The following is a 16,328-nucleotide window of genomic DNA, read 5'->3' as shown; positions in this document are numbered from 1 at the left end:
GCACCCGGCGCCAGACTTGGGGGTGATCGGTTCCTGGAACCCGCGAGGGGGGCTCGGGTGCGGGGAGCACCCGAGGTTTCGAAGGGTTCCGGCGTCCCTCGGGAGTCCGGCGGAACCTGCGCGTCCACTGGCGCCGGGGCGGGTTGACCAAGCAGCTCCGAAACAGCGGGGATGCCGCGCGCGGGAGGCGGGGGCCTCCCGAAGGGGAGGAACAGTGCGCGGGGGGCGGGGGCCTCCCGAAGGGGAGGAACTGTGCGGGGGGCGGGGGCCTCCCGGGGGGAGGAACAGTGTTAGGCGAACACGTCGAACCACTGCGGGACCTGGGGGGTTCTGTGCGGCAAGGGGGATTAGCCAGCCCGTTTCCGTCGGCGCGCGAGCGTCTGACGAACGGCGCGATCAGACAGCCCGCGATCGAATGGGAACAGCGGTACCGCCGCGCCGTGGTCACCAGCGACACGGTGGCCACCGCCTTCGTGGTGGCGGCGATCGGCAACTTCTTCGGGGCCCGGGACGCGGCCAACTGGCACGAGAAGTGGGGCATTCTCGCGTTCGGCACCGAGCTGTTGGTGCTGGGGGCCCTCGCGGTGAGCCGGTCGTGGTCTCCGGCCGTGCTCGGCCAGGGCGCCGAGGAGTTCCGTCGGCTCGGACGCTCGCTCTTCACGGCGACCGTCGTGCTGGCGCTCGGCGGGATCGCCCTCACCTCGCGCAACATCAAACTCTGGATCTTCGTCGCCATCCCCGCGATCGCTCTCGTCACCATGACGGCGCGGTATCTGCTGCGCCTCTGGCTGCACAAGCAGCGGAAGGAAGGGCGATGCCTGAGACCGGTGCTCGCCGCCGGGAGCCTGGCCACCGTGCGCGACCTGATCACCCGGACCCGCAAGTTCCCGCACCTCGGCTGGCGGGTGGACGCGGTGTGCACGACGGACGGTCTCGGGGCCGACGGTGACCAGCTGGACGGAGTGCAGGTCGTCGGACGGCTGGCGGACGTCGCGGGCCACGTCCACCGCGACGGCTACCGGGTCGTCGCGGTCACGCCGGACCCGCACTGGTCGCCCGACCGGCTGCAGCGGCTGGCCTGGAACCTCGAAGGCAGCGACGCCGAGATGATCGTGGCTCCCGTGCTGATGGAGGTGGCCGGCCCGCGGCTGCACATCGACGCGGTGCTCGGGATCCCGCTGCTGCGGGTCAGCATGCCGACCTTCACCGGCGGACGCCGGGCGATCAAGGGGGTCGTCGACCGCATAGGCGCAACGATTCTGCTGATGCTGTTCGCGCCCTTGATGGTGTTCGTCGGACTGCTTGTCCTGATGGACAGCCGGGGCGGGGCGTTCTACCGCCAGCGAAGAGTCGGCAAGGACGGCCGCGAGTTCACCATTCTCAAGTTCCGCACCATGGTCGCCGGGGCCGACGGCGCACGAGCGGAGCTGGCCGACCGCAACGAGGGGGCCGGCCTGCTGTTCAAGCTCCGCCGGGATCCCCGGGTGACCCGGGTGGGAACCGTGCTGCGCCGGTACTCGATCGACGAGCTCCCGCAGCTTTTCAACGTGCTCACCGGATCGATGTCGCTCGTCGGTCCGCGGCCTCCGTTACCCGAGGAGTCCGCCGCGTACGGCCCGGACATCCGCCGGCGCCTGCTGGTCAAGCCCGGACTCACCGGCCTGTGGCAGATCAGCGGACGCAGCGACCTGTCGTGGGAGGAGGCGGTCCGGCTGGACCTGCGGTACGTGGAGGACTGGTCGCTCGCCCTGGACACGGTGATCTTGTGGAAGACGCTGCGTGCGGTGCTCTACGGGCAGGGGGCCTACTGATGCGCGGGAGCCGCCGTCCGGCCGGCACGCGGAACGCAGGCCCGACGGGCCTGCCTGGGGGGAGGAACGGGTCATGAGAGTCAGCGTTTTCGGGCTCGGCTACGTGGGCTGTGTGTCGGCCGCGTGCCTGGCCAGCATGGGGCACGAGGTCGTCGGGGTGGACGTGAACCAGGTGAAGGTCGACCTGGTCAACGACGGCAAGGCCCCGGTGGTCGAGGAGCGTATCGGCGAGCTCATCGCCGAAGTCGTACGGACCGGAGCGTTACGCGCCACCGACGACGTCCGCGAGGCGGTCATGAACAGCGAGGTGTCGCTGGTCTGCGTGGGCACCCCGTCGGAGCCCAACGGCAGCCTGTGCACCACGTACTTGGAGCGGGTCACCGAGCAGATCGGCGCCGCGCTGGCCGAGCGGGGCGGGCGGCACACCATCGTGTTCCGCAGCACCATGCTCCCGGGCACCTGCCTGAACCTGCTGGTGCCGATCCTGGAGAAGTACGTCGGCGGCATGGCCGGGGTGGACATCGGGGTCGCGGTCAACCCGGAGTTCCTGCGCGAGGGCACGAGCGTGCGGGACTTCTTCGACCCGCCCAAGACCGTCATCGGCGAGCTCGACCCGGCAAGCGGCGACGCGGTGGTGGCGCTGTACGAGGGCTTGCCCGGCGAGGTGTTCCGGGTGCCGGTCCCGACGGCCGAGGCGATCAAATACGCGGACAACGCGTTCCACGGCCTCAAGATCGGCTTCGCGAACGAGCTGGGCGCCGTGTGCCAGGCCCTCGGGGTGGACTCGCACCAGGTGATGGACGTGTTCCTGGCCGACCGCAAGCTGAACATCAGCCCCGCCTACCTGCGGCCCGGCTTCGCCTTCGGCGGCTCCTGCCTGCCCAAGGACCTGCGGAGTCTGGTCCACGCGGCACAGCGCGCCGACGTCTCGGTGCCCATCCTCTCCCATGTGCTGGCCTCCAACTCCGACCATCTGCAGCGCGCGGTGGACCTGGTCGAGCGCACCGGCAAGCGCCGGGTGGGCCTGTTCGGGCTGTCCTTCAAGCCGGGCACCGACGACCTGCGCGAGAGCCCGCTCGTCGAGCTGGCGGAGAGGCTCTTCGGCAAGGGCTACGACCTGCGGATACACGACGCCAACGTGAGCCTCTCCCGGCTGCTCGGCGCGAACCGCGAGTACGTCGAGACCCGGCTGCCGCACCTCGCGCAACTGCTCGCGGATTCCGTCGGCGAGGTGCTCGAACACGCCGAGGTGTGCCTGGTCGGAACCAGGGATCCGGCCGTGCTGTCGGCGCTGCCCCATGGCGGCGACGGCCCGGTGATCGTCGACCTCATCCATCTTCCCGACGCCGAGACGCGCCGGACCGAACCGGGGTACATGGGCCTTGCTTGGTAACACGACCAGCGGCGAACGGCACGGCAGGCGTGCGCTGATCCTGGTGGAGAACCTGTCGGTGCCGTTCGACCGGCGGGTGTGGCAGGAATGCACGACACTGCGCGACGCGGGATGGAAGGTGCACGTCATCTGTCCCCAGGGCAGTAAGCGGGACACCGAGCCGGAGGCGGAGATCGACGGGGTGCGGATCCACCGCTACCCGTTGCGCGCCGCCACCGGAGGGCCGGCCGGCTACCTGCGGGAGTACGGATCGGCGCTGTGGCACACGTTCCGGCTGGCCCGGAAGGTCGGCCCGGTCGACGTGGTCCACGCCTGCAACCCGCCCGACCTGCTGTTCCTGCCGGCACTGTGGCTGAAGCGGCGCGGAGCGCGGTTCGTCTTCGACCAGCACGACCTGGTACCCGAGCTGTACCTCTCCCGGTTCGACCGCGGCAAGGATCTGCTCTACCGCGCCGTGTGCGCGCTGGAACGGCGGACCTACCGGGCGGCGGACGTCGTGCTCGCCACGAACGAGAGCTACAAGGACACCGCGGTGCGCCGCGGCGGCCGGCGGCCCGAGGACGTCTTCGTGGTGCGCAGCGCGCCCGACACCGACCGGTTCCACCCCGTACCGCCCGAGCCGGAACTGAAGCGTGGCAAGCCTCATCTGCTGTGCTACCTCGGCGTCATGGGCCCGCAGGACGGCGTCGACTACGCCTTGCGGGCGCTCGCGAAGCTGCGCGACGAGCTCGGACGGACCGACTGGCACGCGGTGTTCGTCGGCGCCGGTGACACCTTCGACGCGATGGTGGAACTGTCCCGGCGGCTCGGGCTCTCGGAGCAGGTGCAGTTCACCGGGCGCATTCCGGACGCCGACCTGGTGCGCTACCTGTCCACCGCGGACGTGTGCCTCTCCCCCGACCCGCGCAATCCGCTCAACGACGTGTCGACCATGAACAAGGTCCTGGAGTACATGGTGATGGGCCGGCCGGTCGTCTCGTTCGACCTGCGGGAGGCGCGGGTCTCCGCCGGTGACGCCGCCGTCTACGCGCCCGCGAACGACGAGGCCGAGTTCGCCGGGCTCATCGCGCTGCTGCTGGACGATCCGGAGAAGCGGGCCTGGATGGGCAAGACCGGCCAGGAGCGGATCAACGGGCCGCTCTCCTGGCGGAACTCCCAGCGCTCGCTGCTCGCCGCCTACGCCGCTGCCTGCCGTGACGGCGCTCCGGTGCCGACGGCCGGCCCGGACCGGCCCGGGCGGAGGCCGCAGCGTTGAACGACGACACGATACGCCTGGTCACGATCGGGCGGATTGTCCGCCGCCGCTGGCGGCTTCTCACGATCCTCGCCGTGGTGGGTGCGCTCGTCGGCTACGGCGCCTCCTTCCTGTTTCCGCCGCGGTACACGACGTCGGCGTCGGTACTGCTGCCGGGGGCGTGGGAGGAGCGCGAGCTGCTGACCCAGACGGAGGTGGCGACCAGTTCGGTGGTGATCGACCGCGCGGCCGCCACGCTCCACTGGCACGGGGTCAACGGCAGCGCGCTGCAGGATCGGGTGACCGCCAAGGCCGCCGACGGGAACATCATCAAGATCTCGGGCACGGCCGACACCCCGAAGCGCGCACAGCAGCTCTCCGACGAGGTGGCCCGGCAGTTCGTCACCTTCGCCGCGCGGATCGTGGACGACAACACCGACCCCGAAGCGGCGGGGCAGCTGGAGGCACTGCAGCAGATGGTGGTGCAGACGAACCGCCACATCACCGACCTGGCCGACGCGGCCGATCCGGGGCAGACCGTGGAGGGCGTGCAGACCCGCACCGAGCTGGAGAAGCTGCGCACCTCGCTGCAGGAGGCCATCACCAAACTGGACCAGGCCGGCCCGGCCGCCAACAAGGCCAACATGGTCGTCATGGGGTCGGCCGCCCGGCCGACCGGCGAGGCACCGCCGACGAGGACGCAGCTCATCGCCGGCGGGGCACTGCTCTTCTTCCTGCTCGCCGTCATCGGCCATCTCACCGCCGTACGGATGAGCCGCCGGCTGCGGAGCGAACCGGAGATCTCCGCCGCGCTGGGCTCGACGCTGCTGGGCACCGTCGACGTGCCCGGTGGACGGTCCGCGCACCGGCCGGAGGGCCGTGGCACCCGGACCCGGATCCGCAGGCTGCTGGGTGTGGACATCCGGTGGGACATGCCGACCCCTCAGTCGTCGGGCGACGAGGCGAGCAGGCAGATCCGCTACCGGCGGGTGTGCTCCCGCCTCCGGGACCAACTGCCGTCCCCCCGACGTCTGTTGGTCCTCGTCCCGGAGGGCGACGAGATCGCCCGCCGGGCCGCCGGGCAGCTCGTCGCCGAGGCCGGGAACGATCCGATGCTGCGGGTGGTGGGGGTCTCGGCCTCCCAGCCACTGGTGCCGGACCGCGACAACGAGTCCGGTGCCCTGGTCGTGCTCGGCGCGGGCGCCTGGACCGCGGCCGAGCTCGCCGGTATCGCCGAGGCCTGTGCGGACGCCAAGCACGAGGTCGTCGGCATCGTCCTCGCCGGCGCGGTCCGGGCCCGTGCCAAGCAAACCGCCGGCCGTACTCGGGATGCCGCCACGCCGGTGCTCGCGGTGGGCAACGACGTGAAGGGAAGTTCAGGGTGACGACGAGTACGACGTCGGAGTCGCCGGCCGCCGCTCCGCTGCTCGACCTGCAGGCGCTGGTGGTGGCGGTGCGCAGGCGGCGCCGCCTCTGGTGCTCCATGGCGCTGCTGGGGCTGCTCGCCGGCACGGCGGTGGCGGTCCTGCTGCCGCCACCGCCGACCGCCGTGGCCAAGGTGCTGGTCGCGCATCAGGAGGACCAGCCGAACGATCCCGGAACGCTGATCCGCACCGACGTGGGGCTGCTGCAGACCACACGGATCGCCGCCCAGGCCCTGCGGTCCCTCGGGTCCCCGGAAAAACCGGAGGACTTCATGCGGGACTACGGGGCTGTCGGCCTGACCAACAACCTGCTGCAGATCACCGTGACGGCTGACACCGACGCGCAGGCGGTGGCCCGCGCCAAGGCGCTGGCCGACGCGTTCGTCGCGGACCATGTCACACGGATCAAGGACGCCGCCGACGCCGAGGCCAAGGCCCTGCTCGACCAGCGTGACCGGATGCAGGGCGAACTCGCCCAGGTCAACAAGGCGATCGGAGACGGGTCGTCGCAGGGCGGGCCGAAGGCGTCGGCGAACCTGGAGTCGCTCTTCGCCAGCCGGGCCGAACTCACCTCACGGATCACCGATTTCAGCCAGCGCGCCGCGGAGGCGCGCATCGGCACGCCCCAACTCGTCGCCGGCACACAGGTCGTGGACGCACCCCGCGCGGTGCGAACCTCCCTGCCCAAAGCCGCCGCCACCGACGCCGTGATCGGGTTCGTCCTCGGACTCGCACTCGGGCTCGCAGTGGCCGCGGTCGGCACGGTGGTGGCGGACCGCCCCGTGCTCCGCCGGGACATCGCGGCGAACCTCGGCACCTCGGTCATCGCCGAACTGCCCAGCCGGTCGCCCAGGTTGTGGAAGCGCCGACGGTTCCGGACGGCACGCGAACGGCTCACCACGTCACTGGCCCGGCTGCACGGCTCCACGGAACCGGTGTCGCTGCTGGAACTGGGCTGCGCGCGCAGTACCAGCGTGATCGCGATGGACCTCGCCAGGGCACTGGCGGCGGAGGGGCCGGTGGTCGTCGTCGACGATCTGCCCGGCCTGCAGCTCACCAGGCACCGCCCGAGACCAGGAGACCCGACCGTGGTCAGCGGCGAACGGGCCGGGGCCGTGTCCCCCCAGGAACGCCGGCTCGGGGTCGGGTCGGTGGCGCCCGGCACGGCGTGGACCGACCTCCAGTACCTCGGCACCCGGACCGTGCTCGTCGTGCGCGCCGGACACGGCAGCACCGCATGGCTGCACACCGTGGCGCGGCAGCTCGCGGACCAGCGCATCGCGGTGATCGGCGCGGTGCTGATCGACCCCGATCCGCGTGACCGGACCGACGGCACGCTGTGGGACGGGCCGTCCACCGCGCTGCGCGGCCGGAGCGGGCCGCCGGCCCAGCAGAACGGGACGGGCCGCCGGACGAACGAGCGGCTGCCGATGTGGGCGGCACGCGTCCCGGACAGCGACCAGGAGGCGCGCTAGACATGTGTGGCATCGCAGGCACCTACCGATGGCCGGACGGGAAGGCCGTGACCGACCGGCTCACCGACACCCTCGCCCACCGCGGTCCGGACGGGTCCGGCCGGTACAGCCACCCCCTCGGTGACGGCGAGGTCCACCTCGGGCACCGTCGGCTGGCCATCGTCGACCTGTCCGAGACCGGCGCCCAGCCGATGGTCTCGGGCGGCCTCGTCCTGACGTACAACGGCGAGCTGTACAACGCGCCCGAACTGCGGGCCGAGCTGGCCGCCACCGGGGTGCGCTTCCGCGGTACCTCCGACACGGAGGTGCTGCTGGAGGCGTGGCGGCGCTGGGGCACGGACTGCCTGCCCCGGCTGCGCGGCATGTTCGCGTTCGGGATCTTCGACGAGCGGACCGGTGAACTGGTGCTCGCCCGGGACCAGTTGGGCATCAAGCCGTTGTTCCTGCTCCGGCGCGGCGAGGGTCTGGTGTTCGCCTCCGAGCTCAAGGCGCTCGCCGCCGTGACCGGTGGTTCGCTGGAGGTGGACCATGGGGCGCTGGTGGCCTCGCTGCTGTACTACTGGGTGCCGGACTCGCGGTGCGCGTTCCGTGAGGCGGAGAAGCTGCCGCCGGGGAGCTGGCTCCGGTTCCGCCCGGACGGCCGGGTGGACAGCGGCCGCTACTGGAACCTCAAGGACGTCGCCGCCGAGGGACGGGAGCGGTACCTCAGCGGCGAACTGCCGGACATCGCCGCCGTCGTCGAGGAGTCGACCCGGCGTCATCTGCTCTCCGACGTACCCGTGGCGACGTTCCTCTCGGGCGGTCTCGACTCCAGCTACCTGACCGCGCTGGCGGCCCGCGACCGGCCCGGGATCTCCGCCTACACGATCGGGTTCCGCCCCGAGGACGCCAAGTTCGAGGCGATGCCGGACGACCTGCGCTACGCCCGGCAGGTCGCCGAGCGGTTCGGCGTCGACCTGCACGAGATCGAGATCGCCCCGAACGTGCTCGACCTGCTGCCGCAGATGACGTACCACCTGGACGAGCCGATCGGCGACCCCGCCGCGATCAACACGTTCCTGATCTGCCAGGCCGCCCGGGAGGCCGGGGTCAAGGTGATGCTCTCCGGGATGGGAGCCGACGAGCTGTTCGCCGGATACCGCAAACACCTGGCGAACCTGATCGCGCTGCGCTACCAGCGCGTCCCGCGGCCTCTGCGGCGGGGCCTGTCCAGGGCCGTGGACCGGCTGCCGGTCGCCACGGCCCGGCGCGGGTACCGGTCGGTGCGTTTCGCGAAGCGGTTCCTCTCCTTCGCCGATCTGCCGGAGGAGACCGCGTTCCGGCGCAGCTACACCATGTACGACCAGGACGAACTGCTCGCCCTGGTCGATCCGGACTTGGCCGGGACGGTCCAGGACGTACTGACCGAGCACGCGGACGTCTACCAGGACAACGACCTCGACGACTTCGTCAACCGCATGTGCCTGGGCGACGCCCGGATGTTCCTGCCCGGCCTGAACCTCGCCTATACGGACCGGTCGAGCATGGCCGCCTCGACCGAGGTGCGGGTGCCGTACGTGGACGTCGAGGTGGTCAGGGCGGCGTTCGCCGTACCCGGCGACCGCAAGATCGTCGGACGGCAGGGCAAGGCCGTCCTCAAGGAGGCGGCCACCTCGGTCCTGCCCCGGGAGATCGTGTACCGGCCCAAGGGCCTGTTCAGCGCCCCGCTGCGGGCCTGGATGAGCCGGGATCTGGCACCGCTGGTGCGCGAGGTGGTCAACGACGGCGTGCTCGTCGGTTCCGGGCTCCTGCGCCGCGACGCGCTGGCGCGCATGGTCGCCGAGGACGCCGCCGGGCAGCGGGACTTCTCCAAGCATCTGTGGCATGTGCTGACCCTCGAGTACTGGTACCGCGACGCGACCTCCGGGTCCGGCGGGAACGCTCGCTCGGCGGCGTAGAAGACGGCTTAGAACAAGGGGACTTCGGGTGAAGCAGGTTGTACAGAACTACAAGAGCGGCGAGCTGGCGGTACTCGACGTGCCGGTGCCGGGGTGCAAGCCGGGCGGTGTACTGGTCCGCAGCGCCTACTCGCTGATCTCCACGGGGACCGAGCTCATGAAGGTGTCCGAGGCCGGGATGTCGATGCTGGGCAAGGCCCGCTCCCGGCCGGACCAGGTGGCCAAGGTCATGCAGAGCGTGGCCACCAACGGGGTGCCCGCCACCTACCGCAAGGTGATGGGCAAGCTGGACTCCTACACGCCGCTGGGCTACTCCCTGTGCGGGGTGGTCGAGCAGGTCGGCGCCGGGATCGACGACGTGAAGGTCGGCGACCTCGTGGCCTGCGCCGGCAACGAGCACGCGCTGCACGCCGAGCTGAACTGGGTGCCGAAGAACCTCTACGCCCCGGTGCCGGACGGTCTCGCGCCGCGGCACGCGGCCTTCGGCACCGTCGGGTCGATCGCGATGCAGGGCGTCCGCCAGGGCGAGCCGCAGCTCGGCGAGGTGGCACTGGTCGTCGGCCTCGGGCTGATCGGGCAGCTCGTGGTGCAGCTCCTCGTCGCCTCGGGGGTCCGCGTCGTCGGGGCCGACCCCGACCCGGCGCGCTGCGCACTCGCCGAGCGACTGGGCGCCGCGGCCTGCGGCGATCCCGCCTCCGCGGCCGTGGAAGCCGCCGTCGCCGAACTCACCGGCGGTCACGGCGTGGACCAGGTGTACCTGGCCGCCGGCGGCGGCAGCAACCAGCCCGTCGAGCTGGCCGCCAGGCTCTGCCGGGACCGCGGCCGGGTCGTCGACATCGGCAAGTGCCGCCTGGACCTGCCGTGGAACGCGTACTACGAGAAGGAGCTCGACGTCCGGTTCTCCCGCTCGTACGGCCCCGGGCGCTACGACCCGGAGTACGAGCTCGAAGGCCGGGACTACCCGATCGGCTACGTGCGCTGGACCGAGCGCCGCAACCTGGCGTGCTTCCTCGATCTCCTCGCCCGCGGCAGCGTCGACGTGGAACCGCTGGTCTCCCACATCGCCGACTTCGACGACGCCGTCGAGACGTACCGGCGCCTGAAGGACGGGGATCTGAAGGCCGTGGCCGTGCTGTTCCGGTACCCCGAGCAGAAGGAGGACTCGGAGGAAGCGGGGGAAACGGCAGCCCCGGCGATGGCCGTGCCCGCGGTGCGGCGCGGCGCGGGAGCGTCCGCCCCGGCCCGGTCCGCCGCCGCGCCGGTCCGGCTGGCGTTCGTCGGCGCGGGGAACTACGCGACGTCGATGCTGCTGCCGCACCTGGCACAGCGCGACGGCGTCGAGTTGTCCACGGTCGTCACCACGACGGCGCTGTCCGCGGCCAACGCGCAGCGGAAGTTCGGCTTCGCCGAAGCGACCACCGATCTCGACGCCGTGCTCGGCGACGACTCCATCGACGCCGTGTTCGTCGTCACCCGGCACAGCTCGCACGCCGAACTGACCCGCAGGGCCCTGCTGGCCGGCAAGACGGTGTTCGTGGAGAAGCCGCTGGCGCTCACCGAGGACGAACTGGCCGGTGTGCTCGCGGCGGTGGAGGAGTCCGGCAACGACCGGCTGCAGGTGGGCTTCAACCGCCGGTTCGCGCCGGTGCTGCAGGAGGCCGGGAAGCGGTTCGGTACCCGGACCGGGCCGGCGAGCCTCCGCTACCTGGTCAACGCGGGCCACCTCGGACACGGCAGCTGGTACCTCCAACAGGGCACCGAGGGCTCGCGGTTCGCCGGCGAGGGCGGCCACTTCATCGACACGGCGAGCTGGCTTCTGGACGCCGACCCGGTCTCGGTGTACGCGGTCGCCCCGTCCGGCAACGAGGACCTTCAGGTCCTGCTGCGCTATCCGGACGGATCCACCGCCTCCATCAGCTACGTCACCAACGGCGCTGCCGGATTCCCCAAGGAGACGCTGGACCTGGTCGCGGACGGCAAGGTGCTGCGGCTCGACGACTTCGTCCGTGCCTCGGTGTATTCCGACGGCACGGCCGGCCGTAAGCGGTGGGTCAGTTCGCGGCTGCCCAAGGCCCGCGACAAGGGCCAGTCCGCCGAACTGGCCGCGTTCGTCAAGGCAGTACGTACCGGAGGGCCGATGCCGGTGCCGCTGGAGTCGCTGGTCGCCACGACGGCGGCCACCCTCGCCGTGCAGGCCGGCCTGGCCGGTGGCGCGCCGGTGACGCTGGCGAGGGCACGATGACCATGAGCGCGGGCTGGTACCTGCGGCGGCTGTCCCGGATGGGGCCGGGGGAGATCGGCGGCCGGGCGGGTGACGCGGTGCGCAGACGGCGGTGGCGGTCGGCGCGGCCCGACTGCCCGGCCGTGACCGGCGCCCGGTTCACCGCGGTACTGCCCGCCGGGACGATCGCCGCGATACCTCCGGACGCCGCGAAGCGTCTCATCACCGAGGCGGACCGGCTGATGGACGGGCACGCCGAGTACTTCGGGGTGGTCCGCGACGATCTCGACGACCCGGACTGGTGGTGCGACCCGAAGACCGGGCGCCGGGCCCCGTGGGGCTACGCCTTCGACGTGCCGTACCGGAACGAGGACGCGGTCGGGGACATCAAGCAGATCTGGGAGCTGTCCCGGCATCAGTACCTCACCGTGCTCGCCGCCGCCTACGCGATCACCGGGGAGGAGCGGTACGCCGAGCGAGTGGCCGGACACCTGCGGTCCTGGTGGAGGGCCAACGCACCGCTGCGCGGCGTGCACTGGATCAGCGGCATCGAGCTGGGCATCCGGCTGCTGTCCTGGGTGTGGATCCGCCGGCTGCTCGACGGCTGGCCGGGCGCGGCCGGGCTGTTCGAGGACAACCCGGTGGCGCTGAGCCAGATCTGGCACCACCAGCGCTGGCTGGCCGCGTTCCCCAGCCGGGGGTCCTCGGCGAACAACCACGTCATCGCCGAGGCCGCCGGGCAGTTCGCCGCGGCCTGCGCGTTCGGGTGGTTCCCCTCCTCGGCGCGTTGGCGGGCCGACGCGCTGCGGTCGCTGGAGCGGCATCTGCGCGCCAACACCTTCGAATCCGGCCTCAACCGCGAGCTGGCCACCGAGTACCACGGTCTGGTGCTGGAGCTCGGCCTGGCCGCGGTGGCCGAGGCGGACGCCGCCGGCGTGCCGGTCCCCGAGTCGATCCGGCTGGTCCTGCTGCGGATGACCGACGCGCTCGCGGCCGTCGTGGACAACCGGCTGCGGCCGCCGCGCCAGGGGGACGCGGACGACGGGCACGGCCTGGTCGTGGACGGCGAGGGCACCGACCGCTGGGCCTCGCTGCTGGCCACCGGGGACGCCGTGTTCGGCCGACTGGCCTGGTGGCCGACGGTGACCGGCACCGACGTGCGCACCCCGCTGCTGGCCGCGCTCGTCCGGCCGTACCCGGAGAAGGGAACCGCACCGGCCGTGACCCGCCCGGCGAGCCGACCGGACCATTTCGCGGACGCGGGCATGACCATCCTGCGCGGCCCGGCGGAGATCTGGTGCCGCTGCGACGGCGGTCCGCACGGCTTCCTCTCCATCGCCGCGCACGGCCACGCGGACGCGCTGTCCGTGGAGGTACGGCACGACGGGGTCGACGTGCTCGCCGACCCCGGGACGTACTGCTACCACGGACAACCCGAGTGGCGGCAGTACTTCCGGTCGACCCTCGGCCACAACACCCTGCGACTGGACGGCGCCGACCAGTCCGTCTCCGGCGGCCCGTTCCTGTGGACCCGGCATGCCGTGAGCCGCGTCCTGGCCGCGGACACGTCCGAGGCCTCCGCCGGGGGGACGGCCCGCTGGTGTGCCGAGCACGACGGCTACCAGTCCTCCGTGCACCGCCGCCGGGTGGAGCTGACGGCCGCGAGCCAGGAGCTGCGGGTGGTCGACGAGGTGCGCGGCCCGCGCCGGGCCGTGGAACTGGCGTTCCACCTCGGACCGGCGATCGCCGCGGACCTGACGGGCGACCGGGCCCTGCTCACCTGGACCCGGGACGGCGAGGACCGTTCCGCGCTGCTCGACCTGCCCGGGGAGCTGAGCTGGGTGGCGCATCGCGGCGAGAGTGACCCGCCGCTGGGCTGGTACTCCGCCGGCTTCGGGCGCAAGGAACCCGCCACGACGCTGATCGGCACGGGCTTCGCCGACGGCGCGCAGGGGTTCACCACCGTACTCAGGTTCCACGGCTAGGGGGGGCGCGTGGGGATCAAGAGGCGGAACCGGGCGTGGGCGGCGGCACCGCTGGCGCTGGCCCTGCTGACGGCGACCGGCTGTGAGAGCACACCGGGCGCCGGGGCGGAGCCGAAGGCCGCGCCCTCCACGACCGCGGCCCGGTCCGTGGCCCGGGTGTGCGCCGAGCCCGCGGCCGGGCCGGCGAAGGCACCGGCGGGCGCGGTGACGGTCGACCCCGCGGTGGTCGGTGACCTGGCGGCGAAGACCAAGAACAGCCCCCCGCACACCACGTTCTGGCTTCGGCCGGGCAAGCACCGGCTCGAACCGGACCGCTACGCCCAGGTCATCCCGAAGAAGGGCGACCGCTACCTCGGTGCGCCGGGCGCGGTGCTCGACGGCCGGAAGAAGAACCAGTACGCGTTCGGCGGCAGCGCCCGCGACGTCACCATCCGCTACCTGACCGTGCAGCGGTTCGTGGCGCCGCCCGACGAGGGCGTGGTCAACCATGACTCGGCCGACGGGTGGCTGATCGAGAACGCGACGATCCAGAACAACTCCGGCGCCGGGCTGATGGCCGGTGCCCGGCAGCAGGTCCGCGCCAGTTGCCTGCGCGACAACGGCCAGTACGGCATGAACGCGTACAAGGGAACCGGCCGTATCACCGGCCTGGTGGTCGAGGGCAACGAGATCGTGGGCAACAACACCGGCGACTGGGAGCGGCGGCGGGAGGGCTGCGGCTGCACCGGAGGCATCAAGTTCTGGGCCGTCGACGGCGCCGACGTGAGCGGCAACTGGGTGCACGACAACCGTGGAACCGGACTGTGGGCGGACACCGACAACAACGACTTCCGCATCGAGAACAACGTGCTGGAGGCCAACGACGGTGCCGCGCTGATCTACGAGACCAGCTACAACGCCGTCATCAGGAACAACCTGATCCGGCGGAACAACTGGGTCGAGGGCCGCAGGGAGGCCGACCGCGGAGACACCTTCCCGTACGCGACCATCTACCTGTCCGAGTCCGGCGGCGAACCCCGGGTCAGGGCCCGCACCGACAAGATCGAGATCTCTCGGAACGTGCTGGAGGACAACTGGTCCGGGATCACCCTCTGGGAGAACGCCGACCGGTTCTGCAACAGTCCGGCCAACACCTCGTCCGGTGACTGCACCTTGCTGGTGCGGGACACCCACCGCTGCGCGAAGCCGGCGATCGCCACGGCACCGCTCTACTCCGACTGCCGGTGGAAGACCCAGCGGGTGGACATCCACGACAACCGCTTCGTGCTGGACAAGTCCGTCGTCGACTGCACGGTGAAGTGCGACCGGATGGCGGTGCTGGCCAACTACGGCACCTATCCGGACTGGTCGCCTTACCAGGGCAAGCGGGTCGCCGACGCGATCACCTACAAACAGCACAATCGCTGGCACGACAACGTCTACGTCGGACCGTGGAAGTTCGTCGCCCACGACCCGAGCCGGGTGCTCGACTTCGGGCAGTGGCAGTCGACGCCCGAGAAGCAGGACACCGGCAGCACCCTCGACCCCCGGGACGGTGGTTGAGATGGACGGAAACCCGCTGCGCGGCGGGCCGACGGGCGGGACGGACACGGCGGACACGCGGCCGGGCGCCGAACCGCGCCCCGGCGGCACACCGAAGGTCGCCGGGCTCGTCTGGGGGCTGCTGATCCTCAACACGCTCGGCTCCGCCGGGGCGAAGACCATCGTCCCGCTGCCCCGCTCCCTCATCCAGATGGTCACCATGGGCGCGCTGGTCGCCGCGTTCGCGCTGGCGCTCGCGGTCAACGTCCGGCTGCGCATCCGGGCCAGCTCCTTCGTCTTCCTGCTCACCTTGCTCCTGGTGCTGAGCGTGATCTCCAGCGCGAACCTGGAGTCCGGTTTCGGCGCGCTGTTCCGCTGCGCCCGGCTGGCGCTCTTCGTCGGCACGCTGTGGCTGCTCAGCCGCTGGTGGGACGGCGGCCTGACGTTCGTGCGGCATCACATCCGGATGTACTTCGCGGTGCTCGGGTCGGTGGCCGCCGGCCTGGTCGTCTCACCGGGCGCGGCGCTGCCCGACCTCTACGGCGGGCGGCTGGTCGGCGCGCTGTGGCCGCTCACCCCGCCGCAGATCGGACAGTACGCGGCGGTGATCATCGGGCTCACCGTGCTGCTGGTACTGGGGCGCCGGACCGACCGGGCCAGTGCGGTGGTGATCATCGTGCCGTCACTCGTCCTGCTCGCGCTGACCCATACCCGGACGGCCACGCTCGGCCTGCTCCTCGGGCTGGCGCTGGCCATCGGCTCGCTCGTCCTGACCAGCGCCGCCGCCCGCCGGTTCTTCGCCTGGGCGGTGGTGTGCGCCGCCGTGGCCGCGGTGGGGTTCGCCTCCGCGCTGCAGGCGTGGTTCCTGCGCGGGCAGAGCCAGGAGAACTTCTCCAGCCTCACCGGGCGGGCCAAGGTCTGGGCCGCCCTGCTGGCGGCACCCCGGACCACCACCGAGTACCTGTTCGGCGCGGGCCTGGGCGACAAGTCGTTCGGCGGGCTGCCGATCGACAACAGCTGGCTGGCCGTCTACAACGAGCAGGGTGTGACCGGCGTCGCCCTGGTGGCGGCGATCATCATCGTGCTGGGCGGTGTGGCGCTGCTGCGTCCGCCGTCGCTGTCGAGGGCCTGCGCGATCTTCCTGATCAGCTACTGCGCGATCGCCTCGTACACCGAGGCCGGGCTGGGCGACGCCTCGCCGTATCTGCTGCATCTGGCCCTGGCCGCCTCGCTGCTGGCGGCACCTGCCGCGGCCGCTCCCCTTCCGGTGCCCGCAGTCCCTCGAAGACGCGTCCCGCGATGGGCCCAGAGATCGGAGGTGACCTGA

At 71.8% G+C, this 16,328-nt stretch carries 10 protein-coding genes; all 10 read left to right on the top strand.

Going from position 1 to position 16,328, the window contains the following annotated elements:
* Window positions 1–332 precede the first annotated feature (332 nt).
* Window positions 333–1,811, top strand: a complete 1,479-nt coding sequence (locus tag OHT01_RS34175) for a sugar transferase (protein ID WP_328558361.1) — start codon at window positions 333–335, stop codon at window positions 1,809–1,811.
* Window positions 1,812–1,884: 73 nt separating this feature from the next.
* Entirely contained in the window at window positions 1,885–3,204 is a 1,320-nt protein-coding gene (locus tag OHT01_RS34170; RefSeq protein ID WP_328556967.1) for a nucleotide sugar dehydrogenase, read from the top strand.
* Window positions 3,194–4,459: a glycosyltransferase family 4 protein gene (locus OHT01_RS34165; protein WP_328556966.1), complete on the top strand. Its 1,266-nt coding sequence runs from the start codon at window positions 3,194–3,196 to the stop codon at window positions 4,457–4,459. Before OHT01_RS34170 ends, OHT01_RS34165 begins: the two co-directional genes overlap by 11 nt.
* Window positions 4,456–5,823, top strand: a complete 1,368-nt coding sequence (locus OHT01_RS34160) for a Wzz/FepE/Etk N-terminal domain-containing protein (protein WP_328556965.1) — start codon at window positions 4,456–4,458, stop codon at window positions 5,821–5,823. Before OHT01_RS34165 ends, OHT01_RS34160 begins: the two co-directional genes overlap by 4 nt.
* Window positions 5,820–7,337, top strand: coding sequence for a Wzz/FepE/Etk N-terminal domain-containing protein (locus OHT01_RS34155; RefSeq protein WP_328556964.1), 1,518 nt, complete (start codon window positions 5,820–5,822; stop codon window positions 7,335–7,337). Before OHT01_RS34160 ends, OHT01_RS34155 begins: the two co-directional genes overlap by 4 nt.
* Before the next feature lie 2 nt (window positions 7,338–7,339).
* Window positions 7,340–9,274 (top strand): asparagine synthase (glutamine-hydrolyzing), encoded by a 1,935-nt coding sequence (asnB, locus tag OHT01_RS34150; protein WP_328556963.1) that lies wholly within the window; start codon window positions 7,340–7,342, stop codon window positions 9,272–9,274.
* A gap of 28 nt (window positions 9,275–9,302) precedes the next feature.
* On the top strand, window positions 9,303–11,516 hold the full coding sequence (locus OHT01_RS34145; protein ID WP_328556962.1) for a bi-domain-containing oxidoreductase: 2,214 nt from the start codon (window positions 9,303–9,305) through the stop codon (window positions 11,514–11,516).
* A complete protein-coding gene (locus OHT01_RS34140) occupies window positions 11,513–13,480 on the top strand; it encodes an alginate lyase family protein (protein WP_328556961.1) in 1,968 nt (655 codons plus the stop codon). Before OHT01_RS34145 ends, OHT01_RS34140 begins: the two co-directional genes overlap by 4 nt.
* Window positions 13,481–13,489: 9 nt before the next feature.
* Window positions 13,490–15,022 carry a right-handed parallel beta-helix repeat-containing protein gene (locus OHT01_RS34135; RefSeq protein WP_328556960.1) on the top strand — a complete coding sequence of 511 codons (1,533 nt, stop codon included), beginning with the start codon at window positions 13,490–13,492 and terminating at the stop codon, window positions 15,020–15,022.
* A gap of 1 nt (window position 15,023) precedes the next feature.
* On the top strand, window positions 15,024–16,328 hold the full coding sequence (locus OHT01_RS34130) for an O-antigen ligase domain-containing protein (protein WP_328556959.1): 1,305 nt from the start codon (window positions 15,024–15,026) through the stop codon (window positions 16,326–16,328).

This window comes from Streptomyces sp. NBC_00358, from assembly GCF_036099295.1.
GTDB lineage: Bacteria > Actinomycetota > Actinomycetes > Streptomycetales > Streptomycetaceae > Streptomyces.
This window is presented reverse-complemented; position numbering and strand designations above follow the sequence as displayed.